This is a genomic window from Hydrogenophaga sp. PAMC20947 (assembly GCF_004795855.1).
In the GTDB taxonomy this organism is placed as follows: Bacteria; Pseudomonadota; Gammaproteobacteria; order Burkholderiales; family Burkholderiaceae_C; genus Hydrogenophaga.
Genome location: NZ_CP039252.1, coordinates 4,669,317 through 4,690,096 on the forward strand (window position 1 = coordinate 4,669,317; position 20,780 = coordinate 4,690,096).

At 64.9% G+C, this 20,780-nt stretch carries 22 protein-coding genes; 5 read left to right on the forward strand and 17 right to left on the reverse strand.

Going from position 1 to position 20,780, the window contains the following annotated elements; translation table 11 throughout:
* Positions 1 to 11: 11 nt before the first annotated feature.
* The 11 genes from E5678_RS21315 to E5678_RS21365 form a co-directional block, all read right to left on the reverse strand.
* The gene (locus tag E5678_RS21315) at positions 12 to 251 is read right to left on the reverse strand and encodes a DUF3079 domain-containing protein (protein WP_136180385.1); all 240 of its coding nucleotides are present in this window, start codon (positions 249 to 251) and stop codon (positions 12 to 14) included.
* Positions 252 to 367: 116 nt separating this feature from the next.
* Positions 368 to 904, reverse strand: a complete 537-nt coding sequence (locus E5678_RS21320; protein WP_136180386.1) for an anti-sigma factor — start codon at positions 902 to 904, stop codon at positions 368 to 370.
* Between the two features lie 33 nt (positions 905 to 937).
* A complete protein-coding gene (locus tag E5678_RS21325; RefSeq protein ID WP_136180387.1) occupies positions 938 to 2,089 on the reverse strand; it encodes an alpha-hydroxy acid oxidase in 1,152 nt (383 codons plus the stop codon).
* Positions 2,090 to 2,195: 106 nt separating this feature from the next.
* Positions 2,196 to 3,767, reverse strand: a complete 1,572-nt coding sequence (locus E5678_RS21330; protein ID WP_136180388.1) for a bifunctional aminoglycoside phosphotransferase/ATP-binding protein — start codon at positions 3,765 to 3,767, stop codon at positions 2,196 to 2,198.
* A 101-nt stretch (positions 3,768 to 3,868) separates the two neighbouring features.
* Positions 3,869 to 5,260, reverse strand: coding sequence for an ATP-binding protein (locus E5678_RS21335; protein WP_136180389.1), 1,392 nt, complete (start codon positions 5,258 to 5,260; stop codon positions 3,869 to 3,871).
* A 6-nt stretch (positions 5,261 to 5,266) separates the two neighbouring features.
* On the reverse strand, positions 5,267 to 6,718 hold the full coding sequence (locus tag E5678_RS21340; protein ID WP_136180390.1) for a CHASE3 domain-containing protein: 1,452 nt from the start codon (positions 6,716 to 6,718) through the stop codon (positions 5,267 to 5,269).
* 4 nt (positions 6,719 to 6,722) lie between these two features.
* Positions 6,723 to 7,100, reverse strand: a complete 378-nt coding sequence (locus E5678_RS21345; protein ID WP_136180391.1) for a response regulator — start codon at positions 7,098 to 7,100, stop codon at positions 6,723 to 6,725.
* A gap of 206 nt (positions 7,101 to 7,306) precedes the next feature.
* Entirely contained in the window at positions 7,307 to 7,618 is a 312-nt protein-coding gene (locus E5678_RS21350; RefSeq protein WP_136180392.1) for a BON domain-containing protein, read from the reverse strand.
* Between the two features lie 86 nt (positions 7,619 to 7,704).
* The gene (locus tag E5678_RS21355; protein ID WP_247596858.1) at positions 7,705 to 8,217 is read right to left on the reverse strand and encodes a ferritin-like domain-containing protein; all 513 of its coding nucleotides are present in this window, start codon (positions 8,215 to 8,217) and stop codon (positions 7,705 to 7,707) included.
* Positions 8,218 to 8,357: 140 nt separating this feature from the next.
* Positions 8,358 to 8,798, reverse strand: a complete 441-nt coding sequence (locus tag E5678_RS21360) for a BON domain-containing protein (protein ID WP_136180394.1) — start codon at positions 8,796 to 8,798, stop codon at positions 8,358 to 8,360.
* Positions 8,799 to 9,081: 283 nt separating this feature from the next.
* Positions 9,082 to 9,300: a CsbD family protein gene (locus tag E5678_RS21365; protein ID WP_136180395.1), complete on the reverse strand. Its 219-nt coding sequence runs from the start codon at positions 9,298 to 9,300 to the stop codon at positions 9,082 to 9,084.
* A gap of 333 nt (positions 9,301 to 9,633) precedes the next feature.
* On the opposite strand from E5678_RS21365, the gene E5678_RS21370 reads away from it, so the two are divergent.
* From E5678_RS21370 to E5678_RS21390, 5 genes are all read left to right on the forward strand, one after another.
* Entirely contained in the window at positions 9,634 to 10,266 is a 633-nt protein-coding gene (locus E5678_RS21370; RefSeq protein WP_136180396.1) for a response regulator transcription factor, read from the forward strand.
* Between the two features lie 13 nt (positions 10,267 to 10,279).
* Entirely contained in the window at positions 10,280 to 11,560 is a 1,281-nt protein-coding gene (locus E5678_RS21375) for a phospholipase D-like domain-containing protein (RefSeq protein WP_210731959.1), read from the forward strand.
* Positions 11,561 to 11,723: 163 nt separating this feature from the next.
* The gene (locus tag E5678_RS21380; RefSeq protein WP_136180397.1) at positions 11,724 to 12,260 is read left to right on the forward strand and encodes a TspO/MBR family protein; all 537 of its coding nucleotides are present in this window, start codon (positions 11,724 to 11,726) and stop codon (positions 12,258 to 12,260) included.
* Between the two features lie 160 nt (positions 12,261 to 12,420).
* Positions 12,421 to 13,341 (forward strand): YihY/virulence factor BrkB family protein, encoded by a 921-nt coding sequence (locus E5678_RS21385; RefSeq protein WP_348770357.1) that lies wholly within the window; start codon positions 12,421 to 12,423, stop codon positions 13,339 to 13,341.
* 96 nt (positions 13,342 to 13,437) lie between these two features.
* On the forward strand, positions 13,438 to 13,689 hold the full coding sequence (locus tag E5678_RS21390) for a hypothetical protein (RefSeq protein WP_136180398.1): 252 nt from the start codon (positions 13,438 to 13,440) through the stop codon (positions 13,687 to 13,689).
* 117 nt (positions 13,690 to 13,806) lie between these two features.
* Here E5678_RS21390 and E5678_RS21395 read toward each other — a convergent pair whose 3' ends face one another.
* From E5678_RS21395 to E5678_RS21420, 6 genes are all read right to left on the reverse strand, one after another.
* Positions 13,807 to 14,538 (reverse strand): hypothetical protein, encoded by a 732-nt coding sequence (locus E5678_RS21395; protein ID WP_136180399.1) that lies wholly within the window; start codon positions 14,536 to 14,538, stop codon positions 13,807 to 13,809.
* The gene (locus E5678_RS21400) at positions 14,535 to 14,918 is read right to left on the reverse strand and encodes a hypothetical protein (RefSeq protein ID WP_136180400.1); all 384 of its coding nucleotides are present in this window, start codon (positions 14,916 to 14,918) and stop codon (positions 14,535 to 14,537) included. The genes E5678_RS21395 and E5678_RS21400 overlap by 4 nt, the downstream gene beginning before the upstream one ends.
* 133 nt (positions 14,919 to 15,051) lie before the next feature.
* The gene (locus E5678_RS21405) at positions 15,052 to 15,480 is read right to left on the reverse strand and encodes a hypothetical protein (protein ID WP_136180401.1); all 429 of its coding nucleotides are present in this window, start codon (positions 15,478 to 15,480) and stop codon (positions 15,052 to 15,054) included.
* Between the two features lie 114 nt (positions 15,481 to 15,594).
* Positions 15,595 to 15,756, reverse strand: coding sequence for a DUF1328 domain-containing protein (locus tag E5678_RS21410; protein ID WP_136180402.1), 162 nt, complete (start codon positions 15,754 to 15,756; stop codon positions 15,595 to 15,597).
* Positions 15,757 to 15,938: 182 nt separating this feature from the next.
* On the reverse strand, positions 15,939 to 18,455 hold the full coding sequence (locus tag E5678_RS21415) for an AI-2E family transporter (RefSeq protein WP_136180403.1): 2,517 nt from the start codon (positions 18,453 to 18,455) through the stop codon (positions 15,939 to 15,941).
* Positions 18,452 to 20,542 carry an AsmA family protein gene (locus E5678_RS21420; protein WP_168708632.1) on the reverse strand — a complete coding sequence of 697 codons (2,091 nt, stop codon included), beginning with the start codon at positions 20,540 to 20,542 and terminating at the stop codon, positions 18,452 to 18,454. The genes E5678_RS21415 and E5678_RS21420 overlap by 4 nt, the downstream gene beginning before the upstream one ends.
* Positions 20,543 to 20,780 lie beyond the last annotated feature (238 nt).

Genomic DNA, 20,780 nt, shown 5'->3' on the forward strand with positions numbered 1-20,780 from the left:
TCCGTGTCGCTTCAGGGGTGCACGCAGGATGCGGCGGTTGTTGGCCCGCTTTCGGGCGCTTCTGAAGCAGCAGGGGTGGTTTCTGAGGAAAACCCCAGAACATCGACCCAGTCCGGCCCCAGCGTTTCCTCAGGGTGTTGGGTGCGGTCCGAGCCATTGCCGCAGAGCATGTCGCCGGCTTTGCAATAGCGGTCACACCCCCAGCAGTTGCGCTCGGGATGGGACGGGTGGATGGGGAACCGTTTGCTCATGGTGTGAAGGGGCCAAAACCCATCACATCAGTTTGGCCCTTTTGTGAGGCTGCGCATTGATCTGCCTCAAAAACAGGGCCGTTGTGCGGGGCCTGCGCTCCCAGGTCGAGCGAACCTTACTGCGCCTTGCGCACCAGCCAGCCCTTGAACAACCAGGGCAGCCTGGGGCCATTGCTGGCCGACACGCCGCCCCTTTCTTCGGCGCTGATGCCCAGTTCGTTCACACCTTGCAGTGCTTCAGGCGCGATGGGCATTTCCAGGGTTTTGTATTTGCTGGTGATCACGCCCAGTGAGCGGGGTTCGGCGCCTTCTTTGAGGGCCCAGATCTGCATGCTGTCTTCACGGCCTTCTTTCACCTCGTTGAGGCGCTGGATCAGCATGCTGCCTTGCTGGGGCGTCACCGTGATCAGCATGGCCGGGCGCTGCTGTTCATCGAGCAGCACGGAAATATCGCGCACCTGCGGCACTTCGGTCAGGCGCGTTTGCAGGTGCTGGATCTGATCGCGCAGCTGAAACAGCATGCTGGTACCCGCCGCCAGGCCCAGCATCACGACGAGCGCGAGGAAGACGGCCAGGGCGCGCCACCAGGTGCTGACGCGCTTGAAAAATGGGGCGGATGCGTTCTCGGAAGTGCGGGTATCGGTGTCGGGCATGCGGGGTGAATGGCTGGTCAATGTGAGATCGCGTTATCGCGGGTAGGTACCGGGTAGGAGTATGCCTTTGTCGACATGCTGCAAGTTGGTGTGACCGCAAAACGCCATGGTCACGTCCAGCTCCTTGTGGATGATCTGCAGCGCTTTCAACACGCCTTCTTCGCCCATGGCGCCCAGGCCGTAGACCATGGCGCGGCCGATCATGGTGCCGCGAGCGCCCAGCGCCCAGGCCTTGAGCACATCTTGGCCGCTGCGGATGCCGCCGTCCATCCAGACTTCGATCTGATCGCCCACGGCCGCAACGATGGCGGGCAGTGCTTCGATGCTGGAGGGCGCGCCGTCGAGCTGGCGGCCACCGTGGTTGCTGACCACGATGGCATCCGCCCCGCTGGCCACGGCCAGCTTGGCATCTTCTACATCCATGATGCCTTTGAGGATGAGCTTGCCGCCCCATTGCTGCTTGACCCATTCAACATCGGCCCACGACAGGGTCGGGTCGAACTGTTCGTTGGTCCAGGAGGCGAGCGAACTCATGTCGCTGACGCCTTTCACGTGCCCCACGAGGTTGCGGAACGTGTGGCGCTTGGTGCCCATCATGCCCAGTACCCAGCGCGGTTTGGTCGCGATGTTGAGGATGTTGCCCAGGCTCGGAATGACCGAGGCGCGCATCTTGTTCTTCAGGTCCTTGTGGCGCTGGCCGATCACCTGCAGGTCGAGCGTGAGCACCAGGGCGCTGCATTTGGCGACCTTGCAACGGTTGATCATGCGGGCCATGGCTTCGCGGTCGCGCATCATGTAGAGCTGAAACCAGAAGGGTGCCGTGGTGTGGGCCGCGATGTCTTCGATGGAGCAGATGCTCATGGTGGACAGCGTGAACGGAATGCCAAAGGTCTCGGCGGCCTTGGCGGCTTTGATTTCGCCATCGGCGCTTTGCATGCCGGTCAACCCCACAGGGGCGATGCACACGGGCATCTTGACGTCCTGCCCCACCATTTTCGTCGCGGTCGAGCGGTTCTCCATGTTCACCGCCACGCGTTGGCGCAGCTTGATTTTCTGGAAGTCTTCCGAGTTGGCGCGGTAGGTGCTTTCGGTCCACGAGCCCGAGTCGGCGTAGTCGTAGAACATGCGTGGCACGCGCTTTTCGGCGAGTACACGCAGGTCTTCGATGGTGGTGATCACGGGCATGGGATGGTCTCCGGAAGTGGTTCTTTGTGGGCTCGATGGTAGCGAGCCCCCACCCAATTGGCTTGTGAAAGCAGCTTTTCGGGTTTGAAATTTCTTCGGTGCGGTGTCAGTTGAGCGTAGGCAAGCACGCTGCGCGCTCGGTTTCGGTCAACGGCTCCAGCCAGCCCAGCTGCTGTTCCAGTACGGCTACCGTGGCCTCGGAGGCGTCGTGGCCCTGCGCCTGCCGTGCCGTGATCCGCGCGCGCAGCACGTCAATCGGGGCGCTCGGCGCCAGGATGTGAAACGGGCATTGGGCGGCCTGGGCCAGGGCGGCAAAAGCCTGGCGCTCCGCGACGCGAAGAAAGGCAGCGTCGATCAGCACACTCCAGCCGTCATGGATCAGGTTGCGAGCGCGCGCGAGCAGTGAAGCATAGGTATCACCATGGGACTGGGCGCTGTAGAGGCCTGCGTTCATCTCCGATCCGGTGGGGGCGAGTGCGTTCATGCCATGCAGGCGTTTGCGTTCCACATCGGAGCGCAGGCGGATGGCGCGTCCGCTGGCCTCGGCTTGCAGCCAGCGGCCAGACGCCCAGGTTTTGCCGCTGCCCGAGAGGCCGTGGGTGATGATCAACTGCGGTGGGGGCGGGCGGCTGATGTCCCTCGCCAGTTCCAGGTAGCGCCGCGCTTGCACCAGGCTGGCGTCGGCCTCGGGCGACCGCCCCTCGCCGCCCAGCTGGCCCAGGCGAATCGCAGCGATCTTGGCGCGCACCCCCGCGCGGTAGCTGGCGAAAAAGCCCCACACAGCGGGCGCGGACACATCGCCACTGGCGTCCAGCCACTCACTCAAAAGCAGGTTGGCCAGGCCAGGTTGTTGTTGGTGGAGCAGGTCCATCCAGGCAAAGGCCATGTCGTTGGCCACATCGATCCAGCGCAGTTCGTCGTTGAACTCGATGCCGTCAAAAGGCAAGACTTCGCCATCGATCAACACCAGGTTGGCCAGATGCAGGTCGCCGTGGCCTTCGCGCACCCGGTCTTTTTGCCGTCGCCGGGACAGCAGGGGTTCGATGGAGCCAAAGCTTTCGTCGGTCCAGTCGCGCAGCTGGCGAACCAGGGCGGCATCGGTCTCGCTGGGGAGCGAGGCAGCGAGTGTCTGGAAATTGTCGCGTGGCCAGCGCATGGCCGCGGCCGGGTGCCCCCAGCGCTTGGCCGGGTCCGCCACCGCGGCCCTGGTCTGAAACGCCGCCATGCGCCGAGCCAGCGAACGGATGTGATCGGGTGTGAGCGCTCCGCGCTCACACAAGTGGTCCAGCCGCTGGGATTCGTCAAATCGCCGCATCTGCACCGCGAATTCGAAAGCCTGGTCTTCGCCTTCGCCCTGGGTGCCGAGGCTCCCCCAGCGCGGCTGATCGGGTGTGCCGAACAGGGGCAACACGCCAAGGTACAGCTGCGTGGCGGGGCGGTCGTGCGTCTGGAACCGCCGGTTGACCCGGACTTCGGTCTCGCAAGCGCGGCGCCGGGCGTTGAGCGTGCTGAAATCCATGAACGGAAAGTGCACTGGCTTTTTGATCTTGTAGGCGAATTCGCCGGCCAGCAGCACCCAGGCACCGTGGGTTTCAATCACCGAGACGTTGCCCACGGGGTGGGCGTACCGGTCAGCCGACAGCAGGGCCTGGATCAGGGGGGGCAAAGAATCGACCATGAGGCTCACTGTACGTGAGATGTGGGCGGGGGGTTGGCCCACACCTGCCGGATCGCTTGCCACGGCGCTCGGTTGACCGGCCCAGGCGGTGGGACGCACATTCAACTGCGGGCGGTGTCGGGCGGTGCCTTGCGCGTGTCCTGCACCGGCAAGGTGGCTTCGATGGTGGTGCCCTGGCCTGGCGCGCTCTTCAAGTTCAGGCGGCCACCGTGGGACTCCACGCGAACACGCATGCCGACAAGGCCGTGGCGGCCATGGGTTACTTGCTGCGGTTGAAAACCGCGTCCATCGTCGTGCACCCGCAGGGTCACCGACCCCCCGGCTTGTTTGAGCTGCACCTCGATCCGACTGCAATGGGCGTATTTGCCGGCGTTGGTCAGAGACTCCTGTGCGATGCGGTAGAGGGTGAGCTCGGCAGCATTTTCGACATTCACGGGTTGCAGATCGGCATGCACGGGTCTGCTCAGGGCCGCAGACATGTCGCGGCACAAGATATCCAGTGCCGGGACCAGTCCCAATTGCTCCAGCGACGACGGCCGCAAATTCTCGATGATGCGGCGTTTGAGGGCGATGCCTTCGTTGAGACGTGCTTCGATCGAGGCCATGCGCTCCGTGGCCTTGTCGGGCATGTCGGGCAGGCGGCGCAGGCGGGCGAAGTCGAGCTTCATGGCGGTGAGCAACCCGCCCATTTCATCGTGCAGTTCCCGAGCGATGTGGGCGCGTTCGTCTTCGCGGGCGTGCACCAGGTGGGTGGCCATCTCCGTCAGCTCGGCCGTGCGCTCCTTGACCCGGTCGGCCAGCAGCAACTGCTCTTTGGCCAGTTGCTCATCGCCCAGGCGCAACTGGCGCCGGAACATGAACATGCTCAACACGGCGGCGAGGGCCAGCAGGTGAACGGCAAAGCGGCTCATGGACAAGGCGTTGTAGAGCGAAAAGCGCGCACCCTGCTGGATGCCCGCTGCGCTCTCCAGTACGCTGGCGAACGCTTCGCGCAAGCGGTCCCGCCGTTCCCTGTTTGTGCTGCTCACGGCGGCCGTCAGCGCCGCTTCGGTATCGCCCCGGGCCACCAGCATCACCCATTCATCCGTGCTGCGAATGTGTTCATTGACCAGTTGTTCGACCGCCTCGACAGAGACCTGGCCCTGGGGGTCGACTTTGCTCACCAGGTCGAAGGCCTTTTGTTTCACTGCCTGCATGCGCTCCACCGTGGCGCGGTATTCCACGGCCTCGTCGGGTGAGCCCGAAAGGATGTATGAGCGGGCATACAAGCCGGCATCGGTGAGCAGTTGCAGGGTTTCGGCCGCCTGGACGCGGGCGTCGGTCAGGGCGATGCCTGTGTTGAGCGTGCCGAAGGAATGCTGGAAGGTGCTCTCGTTGACCGCCATGGTGGTCACCCCCAGCGCGAGCACCACCGGCATCAGGTAGCGGCCCCGGGCCACGGCTTCGAAGGAATGGCGAAAGGAGCTGCCTCGTTGAGAGGTGGGGAGCGTCATGGTGGGTCAGTCTGTCGTGGATGACAGCGGTACGCTGGCACGGATGGTCGTGCCTTGGCTGGCCGACGAGGACACGCTGAATTGGCCGCCGGCCAATTCCAGTCGGTATTGCAATTGCTTCAAGCCGTGGCCTTTGGGTGAATCGCCTGGCGCCGCACCGCTGCGCGCAGTCAGTTGCCGGGTGTCAAAGCCAATGCCATTGTCGTGGACTTCAATGCTGGCCTGGCCTTGACGCCCGCTCAGCCGGAGCGTGACCTGCGTGGCGCCGGAGTACTGCTCGATGTTGCGCAGGCTTTCCTGCACCACCCGGAACAGCGCGTTGCGCCCGGCTTCGTCTGCGTCGACCTGTTCGAAGTCGATCTGCACTTCGGCGGCGTGGCGCTCGCGAAAATCGGCGGCCAGAATTTCCAGCGCGGTGCGCAGGCCGAGGTTGTGCAGCGCAGGGGGCATCAACTCTTCCATCATGCGGCGTTTGATGCCGATGCCGGAATCGATTTCGGTCGCGAGGTGTTGCAAGCGTTCTTGCATCGCCGGGCTCAGGGGTTCGGCGGCGCGCCGCAGCCGGGTGACGTCAAGCTTGGCCGCTGTCAGGGTGGCGCCCAGCTCATCGTGCAATGACCGCGCAAGGCGACCGCGCTCGCCCTCGCGCAGCGTTTGCAGGTGCAGGTTGAGAGCCGCCAGCTCCTGGGTGCGCTGGGCCACGTTGTGCTCCAGGCGATCGTGTTCTTCGGCGATGGCGTCGGTGTGCTCTTCGTGCGCGCGCTGCAAGGCTGCACTCTTGCGCAGGAAAAAAACCAGCCAGAGCACCGCCATCAAGGTGGTGAAGTGAACGGCCAGGCGGCCCCATTGCAAGGATTGCTCGATGGTCTGCTGTTCCTGGTCGGCGGCTGTGGTGGCTTCCTCAATGAGCGTGCGCACCGAATGCCGCACCGACTGCATGCGTTCCCAGCCCAGGTCAGACATCAGCAGCCCGCGCCAGGCGGCTTCGTCGCCATCGCGGTACCAGCGCAATGAAAGCCTCAGCTCGGTCAACTTGGTCTCCGCACTGATGCCCACCGAAGCCACCAGTGCCTGAAAGGCAGGGCTCTCGGCGTACATCGCATTGAGCTGCTTCAAAGCGGTGTCCACATCGTGGTCGGCGTCTGTGAAGGGGCGCAGGTACGACTCACGCCCCGTGAGCAAAAAACCGCGCTGGGCGGTCTCTGCATCGATGAGGCGTCGCAGCAGGGTCTCCGCTGCGATCCGCGCCGTATCGCGCTTTTGCATGGTCGACAGCGAACTGCTGGCGCGTTGGTAGGACCACTCCAGGGAAACCACCAGGGTGAGGGCCAAGGCCACCGAGAGCAAGGCCACAAGAAAAGGGCGCCAGGCGAGCAGCAGCGCCGGTGAGGGGGGCGACTTGGCCCTGCTTGGCGGCGGCTCGATCAGCTGCGCCTGATCCGATTCAAGGGTGTGCATGCGGTCAGGCCTTGGCCAGTTTGTCGCAGTATTCAATCAACTCTTCCAGCTCACTGGACTTGTCAAAGACCTGGTCGGCGCCCAGCTCCGTGCAGCGGCGACGCATGTCAGGCGTGGCGTAGTTGGTGAGCACCACGCGCCGGGCCGGCATGTCCAGGTCGCGCGCATATTTCAAGACGCCGAGCCCGCTGCCGGAGGTGAGGAAAATGTCAATGATCACGAGGTCCAGTTCGGGCGCGCGGGTGATCAGCTCCTGAATCGCCTCTTTTTCGTTGCCCACCGCACTCACCACGCGCAAATCCGACAGCTCTTCCAGAGTGGCGATGAGGTTGTTGAGGATCACAGGGTTGTCCTCGACGATGAGCGCGCGCAGGGTGGTCATGGGCAGTGCGGCCGAGGGGGTTGTCCGCAGATACAAAAGGTACAGGCGCGTGCGCCGGCTAGGGGTTGCTTGAGCAAGGGGGTGGGCCCGCTGGGCCTGACCACCTTCCGATGGTGAACGATAAGCGGGTTTGAGCGCCCGTTGTGTAGGACACCGCTGACAGCGCGCCCGTGAACCGCAACAGAACGACCGGCATCAAGGGTGTGTTACGGGCGAACCACGATGTCGTTGACCACGTCTTTCACGCCCGAGACGCGTCGGGCAATGATCTCGGCGCTGTCGCGTTCATCGGCGGACTTGGCAAAACCGGCGAGTTGCACCACGCCCTTGAGGGTCTCCACCTTGATGGACAAGGCGCTGACGTTGGGGTTGTCGGCAAAGCGCGCTTTGACCTGGGTGGTGATGGTTGAGTCGTCGATGAAAGAGCCCACCGTTTGTTGGTCGCGGGCGACGGCGCAGCCGGTCAGGTAGGCGGTGCCAATGGCCAGGGTGAAGATGAGGGCAAAGCGGTTGTTCATGGGGTTTTCCTTTTGGAGGTCGGAGGTGTGTGGGGAAAGAGGCTGGTGGCCGGGGTTTGATGCTTCGGCGAAACCCCGCAGCCGCCTCAGGTGGCCAGCCAGTCCGAAAGCTCGTCGGCGTGCTCTTCTTCGTCGGCCAGGATGTCTTCCAGCAGGCGACGGGTCGTGGAATCCTTGCTGCCAATGAGATCGATCATCTGGCGGTAGCTCTCCACGGCCACCCGTTCGGCCACGAGGTTGGCCTTGATCATGGCTTTGAGATCGGTGGAGTCGTCGTATTCGGCGTGGCTGCGCTTGGCCAGTCCGGAGGGGTTGAAATCGGGCTTGCCACCCAGTTGCACGATGCGTTCGGCCAGCCGGTCGGCATGGGCCAGCTCTTCGTTGGCGTGCACCAGAAACTCTTCTGCGATCTTGGGTGAAGCCAGGCCCTTGGCGGTGAAGTGGTGGCGCCGGTAGCGCAGCACACAGGTGAGTTCGGTGGCGAGCGCATCGTTGAGCAGCTGCACCATGTCGTCACGCCAAGCGCCGTAGGCGGGGGTGTGAGCGCCGTCGTCGAGGTTTTTGCGCGCGGCGGCCAGGCCGCGTGGGTCCAGTTTCATGGTGCGAGGCGCCGGCTGGGCCGATGCCTTTTTCGATGGGGTAGGGGATGCCTTTTTCGTCATGGGGTCCTTCGGGCCGGGGTGGGTCGGTTGCGTTTCAGATGCTTCGGTTGTTTTTTTGGATCGTTGGGCTGCGGGAATCAGCTCTTGCCGGCCACGGTGAGCATGTTTTTCACCTCGCTCACTCCGCTGACAGCCTTGGCCAACACCGTGGCCCGCTCGGCAGCTTCCACCGTTGGGGCGGGGCCGTGCAGCGAAACCACGGCGTTGAGGGTGTCGACATTGATGCCCACGGCACTCAGCTGGTCGTCGGCCGCCAGAGCCGCCTTGACCTTGGCGGTGATGGCCAGGTCGATGGCGCTGTCGGACACGGAGTCCATGGCTGCTTCGCCTTCGCGCTTCATTTCGGTCGCGGCGACCTGCAGGTCTGCCTGGGTGCTGGCGGCGGCTTGCTGTGTTTGTTCGATGGCGCCGTCCAGTTTCTGACCGACGGTGGTGTCTTCCTTGGCTCCGCAGGCGGCAAGTGCGAAAGCGGCGGCGCTGGTGGCGATAACGATTTGGGTGCGACGGATCATGTTCATGTTGTGTGCTCCAGAATAGGATTTTTCTGACCTCGCGTGAGGACCACGTGACGTGTGGTGTTCACGATAGGGGTTGGGTGGCGGTCAAGACATCGGCCTGCATCCCGCCTGCGTGTCGGACAAAACCGACAAAAATGGGGGAGGAAACTGTGGGGGTGGGCTTTTTGCCGTTGGCCCCTGACCCCTGCCGGGGCCGCCCATGGATGCGTTCGAAGCGGTGGTCACCTGTTTGGCATCTTTGGCGGGCGGTCCGGCGAAGGGGCAGGGAAATCGGCTCGGCCGGTCAGGGCTTGAACCAGTCGTCGGTGGCGCTGCGTTCCCAGGCAGAGACCTGCTTTTCGGCTTCGTCTTTGGCGATGCCGTAGCGCTCTTGAATTTTGCCGGTCAGCTGTTCGCGGCGGCCAGCGACCACGTCCAGATCGTCGTCGGTGAGTTTGCCCCACTGCTCAACGGTTTTGCCCTTGAGTTGTTTCCAGTTGCCTTCAATGCGTTCCCAGTTCATATGTGTATTCCTTCTTCAGATGGGTTAAGCCGGCTCAGTGAGCCGGGGTGGTCAACAGCCGCGCAGTGTGTTGTGCTGCTGTGACTCCACTGTAGAAAACACCGAGGGGCTTGCCTGTCGGCGTGCGGCTTGAGGGTTTGTAGGACGGCGCCTCATGGCTTGCTCGGGTGGTTCATGGGTGGTGAAATACCGGCAAGTGGTCAGGTCTTGCAGCGGCACCACACTGGGCCGCGAAGCGTGGCGTAGGATTCGTCCGACGTCGCCTGGACGTGGTCGCCGCTAAAGTGGCTGCACGCGCCCGTCGGGCGCCATTCTGAAAGAAAGAAACATCAAATGATCAGAGTTGGCATTGTTGACGACCACGCTGTGGTGCGGGCCGGCCTCAAGCAGTTTTTGTCGGACCACGTGGACTTGCGTGTGACCGGCGAGGCCGCCAGCGGCGCTGAGGCACTGGAGCTCGCCAGAGCCGGCGATGTCGATGTTTTGGTGATGGACATCTCCATGCCGGATCAGAACGGCGTTGAAGCGCTGAAGTCCATCAAGGCCCGCTTCCCGGACTTGGCGGTTCTCATCCTCAGCGGCTTTCCAGAGGCCCACTACGCCACCAATTTGTTGCGGCAGGGGGCCAGTGGCTACCTCAACAAAGAGTGCGACCCCGAAGAGATCGTGAACGCGATCCGCACCGTGTCGATGGGGCGCAAGTACATCAGCCAGGCCGTGGCTGCCTTGCTGGCCGAAGGTGTGGCCGGGGGGCTGGACCGCCCACCGCACGAGCTGTTGTCCGAGCGCGAGCTGCAGGTGTTCTTGCGTTTGGCCAAAGGCGAAACGATCGGCAGCATGGCCGAGGCGATGTTTCTGAGCGTGAAGACGGTGAGCACCTACCGCACCCGTGTGCTGGAGAAGCTCAAGCTCGCCAGCAACAGCGATCTCACTTATTACGCCATGACCAACGGCCTGATCCAGTGAGACGCCCGGTGGCATGTTGAGTGCTTCTTACGCTGGGGTGGCGCTGGCCGCCGTGGTGGTCACGGTGCTCATTACCCTGCTGGTGATCAACCTGATCGGTGGCGAAAAACGCATCGAAAAAACCCTGCCCCGCTTGTACGAGACGGACGACGCCGCGTTCAGGCGTTCGCTGGGTTCGCTGCTCGGGCCCCAGTTGCTGGAAGGCAATCGCATCGAGGCGCTGCTCAATGGCGACCGCATTTTTCCCGCCATGCTCCAGGCCATTGCGGGTGCCAGAGCCACCATCACGTTTGAGACCTTCATTTACTGGGGCGGTGAGGTGGGGGAGGCGTTTGTCACCGCGTTGTGCGATCGGGCCAGGGCAGGCGTGAAAGTGCATGTGCTGCTCGACTGGGTGGGCAGCCTGAAGATGGATGATTCCATGGTGGAACGCCTGGAGTCGAGCGGCGCAGTGGTCAAACGCTTCCACAAACCCCACTGGATCAACTGGGCCCGCATGAACAACCGCACCCACCGCAAGCTGATGGTGGTCGATGGGTTGCTGGGTTTTACCGGGGGCGTGGGTATTGCCGACCAGTGGCTGGGCGATGCGCGTTCGCCAGAGGAATGGCGGGATTCGCACTTTCGCGTCGAGGGGCCGGTGGTGGCGCAGATGCAGGCGGTGTTTCTCGACAACTGGATGCGTGCAACCGGACAGGTGCTGCACGGCGAAGCGTATTTCCCTGTTTTGAAGCCCGCTGGTGACCAGGCCGCGCAGATGTTCAGCAGCTCACCTTCGGGCGGCAGCGAGAGCATGCACCTGATGTTTTTGCTGGCGCTCACCGCTGCGCGGGAATACATCGATCTATCGGCCTCTTATTTCGTACCCGATTCGCTCACCATCCGAACGCTCACGGCAGCCGCAGAACGGGGTGTTGTGGTGCGGGTGTTGCTGCCCTGCGGGCACATCGATTCGATCTTTGTCCGCAAGGCTTCCCGGGCCAGTTGGGGGCCCTTGCTGCGTGCGGGTGTGCAGATCGCCGAGTACCAGCCAACGATGTTCCACAACAAGGGGCTGGTGGTGGACGGACACTTCGTGTCGGTGGGCTCCACCAATTTTGACAACCGCTCATTCCTGCTCAACGACGAAGCCAACCTCAACGTATTGGACCCGGCGTTTGCTGCGCGCATGCATGCGGTTTTTGAAGCGGACTGGGCGCAGGGCAGACGCATCACGCTCGCCATGTGGCGCAGCCGACCCTGGCACCAGAAAATGCAGGAGCAGGGCGCTCGCCTGCTGCGCAGCCAGCTGTGATCCCTTGCCATTCCCAGGGCCATGCGCGGTTGTCTGACACCGGCCGTTGCCGTGTGGGTTTAGCCTTGACGCTTCTACAACACGCTTTGACCGTTTCGGCGACCGGTGCTTCAGGCCACAGCCCGTCGCCACCCGCTGAATGAGTCTCTCAGGAATCACCACCATGTCTGTTGTCGAAAAAGCAAGCCACCCGGACGTGGCACCTTCGCCCATCACCTCGGGCGACAGCCTGCGCGGCGCGTTGCTCTGGTTCGCGCTGACCCTGGGCGCCGCGGCGCTGGGTGGCTTGGCCTCATCGCAAGCGCCTGAGGTGTACGCCCAACTGGTGCAACCCGACTGGGCGCCGCCGCCGAGCGTGTTCGGCCCGGTGTGGTCGCTGTTGTATGGCTTGATGGCCTTGGCCGCCTGGCAGGTCTGGCGGTACCGGCGCACCGTGTCCGGCGCAACAGGCCTGGCGTTGTACGCCGTGGCGCTGGTGCCCAATGCCCTGTGGTCCTGGTTGTTCTTCAACCAGCGCCTGGGTGCCTGGGCCTTGGTGGACCTGGTGGTGTTGTGGGCGCTGATCGCGTTCACCGTGCGGTCCTTCTGGCGGGTGCGGCCCTTGTTTGGCGCGCTGCTGTTGCCCTTGTGGGCCTGGGTGTCGTTTGCCGGCGTGTTGAACGCCATGCTCTGGCTGGCCAACCCCGTGGTGCTGGGCTAGGGAGGGTGTTCAAAACGCCCGCGCAGGCCGTGCGTTTTGAACACCCTCCCTGGGGCGCTTTTGCTGCCTTGCGGGGGCAGCCAGCCGGGCGATTGTCCTACGGGCAGGGACTGTGATGTCTGACCTGCGGGCACGTTGCGCGCTCGCACCATGGGTCACCATGAAATCCCCTTTTGCTGCACACCCGCCGGCTGGCGGCGCCACGCCGCTTTCTCCGTCCCGTCCTGGTCGCAGCTGGTGGGCCATGGGCAAGGCCACGGCGCAAGGCTGGGTCGATGACCGTGCCGCCAGCATGGGCGCCGCGCTCTCGTACTACACCTTCTTTTCCATGGCGCCCCTGTTGCTGATCGTGATTTCGGTGGCTGGCTTGCTGCTGGGTCGCGAGGCGGCTCAGGGCCACCTCATGGACGAACTGGTGGGGTTGTTTGGACAGCAGGCGGCGGCGTCCATCCAGGCGATGGTGGCCAGCGCCAGTGAACCGGCGGAAAGCTGGTGGGGCACGGTGGTGGGGCTGGGCGCCATGCTGGTGGGCGCGACCACCGTGTTTGCCGAGTTGCAAGGCGCACTCGACCGCATCTGGGAGGCGCCCGATCGACCGGGCGGGACAGGCCTCTGGGGGTTGTTGCGCGCGCGCGTGCTGTCCTTTGGTCTGATCCTGGGACTGGCCTTCCTGCTGATGGTGTCTCTGGTGGTGGGCGCTGTGGTCACCGCACTGGGGCGCTGGTGGAGCAGTGCGCTGGGGCCGTGGGAATGGATCGCGCAGGGTTTGAACTTTGGGGTCAGTTTTCTGCTCACCTCGGCGATCTTCGCCATGATTTACAAGCTCATGCCGCGCGCCCATGTGCAGTGGAAAGACGTGTGGGTGGGCTCGGTGGTGACGTCGCTGCTGTTCAGCGTGGGCAAATTTCTGATCAGCCTTTACCTCGGTGCCAGCGGTGTGGCGTCGGCCTATGGTGCCGCGGGTTCGCTGGTGGTGGTGTTGCTGTGGGTGTATTACTCGGCCCAGATTTTCCTGATGGGCGCGGAGTTCACCTGGGTGTATGCGCAGGCCCGAGGGTCTCGCAGCCGGTCGCCCGCCTGAGGCACTGTCCTACAAGCGTCGGCGCTGTGGGCTGACATGGCGTTACAAGTCCTGCCTCGAAGATGGGTTCAACGTCAATCACATTGAGAGAACCCCATGAACATGTCGAATGAAACCAGCCCCTGGCTGCACGCGCTGATCTGGTTGATGCTGGCAGTCGCTGGCCTGTTGCTGACTGCGTTTGTCGTGGTGGTCAATACGGCTACCGACCGTGGTGAACTGCGCCGGCAACACCAGAATCTGTCCGGCTCCAGCTTGTTGCCGGACGAAGTGAACCGCGAAGGCATCGCCTTGGGCGCAACGGTGATGGTGCCCACAGAGCTGGTGGCCAGGGTCGAAGCGCAATAAGCCATCCCGGTCGGTCATATTTTTTCTGCAAAACAATGCCGGCGCTTGGGCCGGCATTGTTTTGCGTGGGACCTACCGGGTGCGATCACCGGTGTCCCGGTGTTCATGCCCCCGTTTTCAAGGTTCCAAGGGGGCGGTCACGGCCATGACGCCAGGCGACGAAGCGGGCCGCGCGTCCGCCGCCGAGGCAGAGGGTGGCGATTCGGGCGCAGGCTTTGTGGTGGTCGCATCGGCTTCGGGCGCCGGCGGCGGGTCAGGCCGCTCTGGGGGCTTGCTCTGCCGAGGGCTGGCGCTCGCGCTGCTGATCCAGGCGGCCAAGGCGCCTGCCAGGGCCATTTGAACCGGCGCCTGGGTCAGTTGCCCCCAGACCAGGCTGCCCACCTGGCTGCGCCAGGGCGCCATGCGGTGTTGCACCGGTTGCCAGCCCCAGGGTCGCAGAGCCGCCAAAGCCGCGCCGGCCGCCGCAGCAGCGCCCAGACAGGCCCAGGGGTGGCGGCGAACGAAGGGTTGCGCCTCGTGGACCAGTGTGGTGCCCACAAGCTCGGCCGAGGCGTACCAGGGTTGTTTGTTTAACCAGTCGGTCGCAGCGCCGGTCAAGGCCTGCCATGTGCCCTTGCCCAGGCCTTGCTGCCCCATGTGTGCTGCCAGCGAGGCGGCGAAGGGCGCGCCTGGAGATGCGTTGTTGGCGCTGCCCGCCTGGCCCGGCTGTGCCTTTTGCTTCGACCGTCTGGGCCCAGTGGGTGCGAGGGTGAGGATGAGCTGGGTGCGCGACGCTTCGATGCGTTGCAGAGCGAGGGCAGTGCGCTGCTCGGCTGTGGTGGTTGCTGGGGTGGAGGTTGAGTGGGTCATTCTTCGTCCAGAATTTTGAGTGTGGCGATGTCTTGTGCGACTTGCTGGCGCAGCGTGCCGAAGGCAGCGTGCGACTTGAGCTGGCGCAAGCGCAAGGCCAGTGCGGCGCTCAGCAGCAAGGGGCACAAGGGAATGGCCCAGAGCAGCCACGGCTGGGGCATGGCCGCCAGCGGCAGCGCTGCCGCGAGCAGCCCCGCTGCGCCGGCCAACCCCAGACCCAGCAGGGCCAGAAGACCGGTGGCCACGGACAACACCGTGCGGTGCTTCAGGCCACCAGCCAAGGTGTCAACCTCGGCCGAGGCCAGATCGGCATAGGCGCTGGCGTGCTCCAGAAAGAGGCCGGGGTTCTTGGCCATCGTGATGAAGATGGGGTGGATCACGGCGGGCACTCCTCAGTGAATCGGGCAAGAGAAAAAGGCGCATCGCCCGGCAATAAGCCGGCCGCTGCGCCTGGTCGGAAACAAGGGTGCAGGCGCTGACGGGCTCCAGCCCTAGCGCCTGCCTGCATGGACATCAATAGCGCGTGGAGATGCGGCGTTCGCGGGTGGCCCAGCCGATCAGCAGGGTGGCGGCTGCGCCTGCGGCTGCGGCAATCAGCAGGGCTTTGGTGGGCTCCCGGCGCACATAGCTCACTGTGCTGTCGCCCACGCGGTGGGCTTGTTGTGCCATCTGTTCGCCGGCGGCGCGCGCTTTGTGAATTCCAGCGCGGGCCAGGTCTTCGGCCTGGGTCGAGGCGCGCGCCAGGGTAGCTGGCACGGCTTCGCGCAAGGTCTCCAGGCCTTCCTTGATGGTTTTTTCGCTGCCTGCGGCTGCGTTCTGGGTTTTGTTGATCAGGTCGTTGGCGCTGTCGGCGGCCTGGCTCACGGCGCTGTGCACAGCGTCGGCGCCTTGGTCGGTGAGTTCGTGGGCGGTTCGAGCGATGGTGGAAGTGGATGTGGTCATGAAAATCTCCTGTGCATGAGAAGGGAAAAGAGGGAAAAGGAAAAAAAAGGGAGGGCCTGAAGAAGCGCAAGAGGCGGGCGTGGAATGCCCCGCCCGCTCCCGTTCAGGTTAGCTCTATTTGCGCTTCAAGCCAAACAGAAACGACACCACGGCCATGATCAGAAACACAACAAACAAGATTTTGGCGATGCCTGCTGCGCCAGCGGCGATACCGCCAAAACCCAACACAGCGGCGATCAATGCCACCACAAAAAATACAACGGCGTAATGCAACATGGTCGACTCCTTGAAGGAGGCTCTCGGCAAGCTGCTCGAGGCCTGGGGGGTGAATACGGCGCAGCAGGTGTTGCTGCGATGGATTCAGTTTAGGAAGCCTGGAGCCTGCAAGGTGTCGGCCGAAGGCACAGACTGGGGTAGGACTGGGCCCACACGCAGGCCAGGTCCGCCAGGCTGGGGGCTCAGGCCGGTGTGCAGGCTTCTCCCGGGCCTGACCACGCCGCTGGGGTGGGTCCTTGTTGTTCGTCGGGGGCCGTGGTGTTTTCCAGGGCACCGATCAAGGCCATGGCCTCGGCGCCCATGTCCGACGCCAGCTGAGCCAGCAAACTGCTTTCGGCCGTGTCCAGGGTGTTTCCAACCGGTGCGTGCAGCGCCAGCACGCCCACCACGCGCCCGGCTGCATCCCGCACCGGTGCACCCGCAAAGAAACCCCGGTGCCGGTACATCGCATGCGATGCGCCGAGGTGTCGGGGGTCGCTGTGCAGGTCGCTCAAGCGCAGCGTGCCCTCCCCCGAGAGCACACGACCCACCGGAGACATGGGCGCGGGCATGGCCTCGGTGCGCCAGCCCGTGTGCTCAGGCATGCCGGCCATCACGCAGCGCACACCGGGGCCTGGGGTCTTCAGCGTCAGGCTGGCCACCGCCACGCCAAACACATCCGCAGCGCGCTGGACGGCGCGGGCGAGCCCGGCCAGCTGGGGTGGTTCCGGCTGCGGTGGGTCGCTGGTCGGGCTGGCGGTTTCCGCTGGCCTGCGAGCACCTGTGTTGTTGGCGGGCCCATCGTCTTCGGGCGGATGGTTTGCAGCCACCTGTTTGGGTGTCTGATCCACCAGCGCCTGCAGCTGGGTAGACACCGCGTCCACGCCCATGGCCTGGGCCTGGTCGGGTGTGGTCAACGCTTCGGGTACGCACCAGCCCACCAGGTGAAGCTGCGCCTGTGGCCACAGCCGGCGCAGGCGGCGGCATTGCTGGCGCGCCTGGGTCTGGGGCGTGGCGCTGAGCGTGCAGAGGTGGATGGTCTGGACCTTGGACCAGGCCGGTCGGCTCGACGCGCCTTCCATGAGATCTGCCATCGGCACGGCCAACGCGGCGCGACCTTGCTGAACGAACGCATGGGCCAGCATGTCGGCCGACAAGGCATCCATTTCGCTGCGCAAGCCCACGCACAACAGGGTCGGTTCGGAGGCGAGGCCCGCTGCGGCTGTGCCGTCGTCGGCGCGCAGCTCTTCGACCATGCGCGCTGTGCCCGCCAGCAGGCGGTGGCGGTGGGCGGCGGTGGCGCCCTGGGCATTCTGGCGGTGGGCCAGGGCGAGCATGGGCAACGCGGTGTCGTTGTAAAAACCCATGAGCGAACCGTGTTTCACGCGCTCAAATGCCAGGTCTTCGGCTTCGTCGAAGTCGCCCGAAATCAGCCGGTGGTAGAGCTGGGTGGGTTCGTCAAACACCGGCTCACTGCTCAGCAACACATCCAGAAATCGCAACGGCGCCAGGTGCCGCCCGATCACCACCAGGCACACGGTCAACGGCGTGGCCAGCACCAGGCCCATGGGGCCCCAGAGCGAGGCCCAGAAAGCCGCCGAGATCAACACGGCAAGTGGCGATACGCCGGTGCTGCCGCCATAGGCCAGTGGCTCCACGATGTTGTTGCTGATCAGCTCCAGTGTGGCGATCAGACCCACGGTCCAGAACACCATGGACCAGCCCGGGTCCACGGCAAACGCCATGACCAAGGGGAAAATCGCACCCACCGCCGGCCCCAGGTAAGGCACAAACCGCAGCACCGCCGCCAGGCCGCCCCAAAGCCATGCGCCTGGCACACCGATCCACCACAGGCCGAGTGCCATGGGCAGGCCATAGCCCAGATTCACCATGACCTGGACCAGCAGATACCGGCTCACCCGTGCGGCCGATTCCGTCAGGGCATCGGCCATCAGGTGCAGGTCACCTCCCATCAACCGCAACAAGCGGTCGCGCAGCTCGCGCCGTTGCAGCAACATGAACACCAGCAAGATCACCACCAGCGCGGCGGTGCCCAGCTGCACCCCCAGCGAGGTGAGCAGAGCCCAGGTGATCGGACCCTGTTTTTCGGGTTCCACCGCCACACGCGTGACCCGTGCGGTGGGTTTCTTGTCGCCCAGCTGGAGCACTTCCTTGGCCGCGTCGAATTCGCCTTCGACCATGCCCATCAGGCGCGCGACCTCCCGCGTGGCGCCCGAGGGCACCAGCGCCGGGCGCAGATCGCGCAGTTTTTTCTGGATGTTCTGCCGGTGGGTGGGCAGCTCGCGGCCGAGCTCACCCACCTGCTGCGCCGTCATGACGCCGGCGCCCGCGATCAGCGCCAGGGTGACCGTGATCACCGCGCCCACCGCCACACCGCGCGGCACAGACCAGCGGCGCAACCACGTCACCAGGGGGTCCAGCACAAATGCCAGCAAAGCCGCCAGCGCCAGCGGAATCAACAACGATTGCCCCGCATACAGCCCCAGAATGCCGAGCGCAATGGCCGCACCCGACAGCACAAAGCGCTGCACGCCCGGCATCACCGGCTGAGCACCCTCGCTGGTGAAGGGGGTGTGGATGGTATGAGCGGCGTAGGTGGGCCGGCGGGGTGACGCCGACCGGTCTGAATCCGATCGGTCTGAAGTTTGGGCGTTGTCTGTGGTGTGCGGTGGAACCGCGGGAGTCTGGTTATTGCTCATGAATTTTTCTGGGGGGCCGGGGAGGTGGCTTTTTCGGACGCTGCAGCCGGCGCGGGTGCGCAGGGCGCGGGATCGTCGTTGTTGCCTACGTCGATGAACGCCAGCAGGGCTGCGGGCGGAGCCAGGCTGCCCAGCGCCAGGGCACCGGCCGCGCGGGCCAGCAAGCCGCCCGCTTCAATGCCCACCTGAGGTGTTTTGAGTTGCCCGCTGACCGTCACTGGCGAGCGCAGCGACAGCGGAGAAAAGTCTTTGGGTTCTGACACCAAACGCAGCTGGATGGCCTCGCTCTTGAAGCTCAGGCCCCCCTGCAGGCGTAAGGTGCTGTCGTCGTTGTCGAGCACCGCGTGGCGCGACTTCACCACGCCGTTTTGCACCACCGCATCCACCAGGGCGCAGTTGAGCTTCAGTGGCTCGTCGCCCTTGATCAACATGCCCAGCGCCTGAGCCGCGTCCAGCCCCGCGGCTTCTGTGACCAGCTGTGACAGCTGGCCATGGGTGACCCGCAGCTTGAACTGACCGTTGGCCGATCCCAGGATCTCGGCCACGCTGCGGCCCTGGCCCTTGAGCTGTGCCGTGGCATCCAGCGTGCCGCTCATGTAGGAGCGCGCATCGGGCTGGCCGCCTTTGGCATCTTTCGCATCGCCTTTGCTCAGGCCCCGGATCCAGCTGTCCAGATCCACCTCGGAAAAACGCAAAGCCGCGTCCCATTGCGGGAGGTCCCCTTTCACCTCAAACGCGGTGTCTCCCGACAACGTGCCCCCAGCCACCCGCGCGCTCAGGGCCGAGAGCACCAATCGGCTGTTGGCGAGTTGCAGGTGGAGCTTGAGGTCTTGCACCGGCGCGAGAGCGGGTGTGCCGAAATCCAGCTGGCGCAGTTTCACCTGCACATCGGCGTCCATCTGGCCCAGGCTGGGCACATCGAAGCGTTCGTCGGGCAAGACCCGGTCTGAGCGGCGGGGTGGTTTGTCTGCGCCCACGGCGGGCGCCAGGTCGGCCAGGGCGAGCCGGGCGCCGCCCAGTTCGCCGGTCAGCCGCGGGGGGTGTGCATCGGTCTGGAATTTCAGGTTGGCTGTGAGCGAACTGCTGCCCACCGTGGCCTCGTCGCTCACCACCGACCAGGTGGCCCCTTGGCGCACCACCCGGGCGTTGAGCTGGTAGGGCGGCGTGTCGGGCAAGGTCACCCCCAGCGGCCGGGCGCTGGCTTGCAGCGAATCGCCGCTGATTTTCAGCTGGCCTTCCACCCCCTGGCCGGCCCAGAGCGCGCCCGCCGCACCATCGAAAGCCAGTTGGGTGCTGCCGATGCGCCCGCTGAGCTGGAGCGGCAGGAGGGGCGCGTCGGCGTCGGTTTGCAGCAGCAGCGGCAGGTCGGCGCTGGCTTTGGCCTGCAGCTTGATGGGCGCCCCTCGGTAGCTGCCCTCGGCCGTGGCTTGCCAGGGCATGGTGCCGCCCGCTTCGCGGCTGTGCTCGATGGTGGCGTTGAGTTCAATGTCCAGCGTCTCGTCCCGAAACGCGACCTGGCCCTCGCGCAACACCAGCCGCTCGATCTCAGGCAGAGGCGCGGGCTCGGTCTGGGGTGGGGCGTCGGTGTTGCGCGGAACGATGTCCCAGCTCGCCGCACCGCTCTTGAGGCGCACCGCGTGCGCGTCGATGCGGTCGGCCTGCAACGACTTCACCCGCAGCGCCGCGCCCTGGCGGGCGCGCCAGAGATCGCCCCAGCGCCACTGCACCACCAGGTTGTTGGCCTTCAGCAGGTGGGGCACGTCCACCCCGCCGCCCGCGCCCAGGGTGATCTGCTCCACGCTCATCATGGGACTCACCAGCAGCCGGGTGCGAAAGCGCCCATCGAGTTGAATGTCCACGCCCGTGCGGTTGTGGATCTGTTGCTCCAGCGGCTCCCGCAGGAAGGGCCAACCCGTCAGCTCTCCCAGCGCCACCACCCCCACCAAAGCGCCTCCCGCGATCAGCGCCTTGCGGCCGGCCGAACGTGGGCGCTTCGTTGCCCGCGTGGCCTTGGTCGAAGCGGTGGCTTGGGATGGCGGGGGGGGTTGGGGGCGGTGTGGCGGCGTGTGGGGGGACTGGTCTGGCATGGGGTCTCCTGTGGCGTCCCTGAGGCCGCAGCGGAGCGGGGTGGGGCGAACTATTCCCGCGGGCGCGGGATACAGCACCATGGTCGCGGGCCAGCGCCTGCGCCGCTGTCAGCCCGGTGCGCGCACCCTTGTAGGACAACGCCCACTTGGGCGGCGCCCGCGTGCGGTCAACCATGGAAAAATGGGGTACACGGGTCAGGTATCCGCGAAGCCCGTAAACCCCGCCCAACCCCGGAGA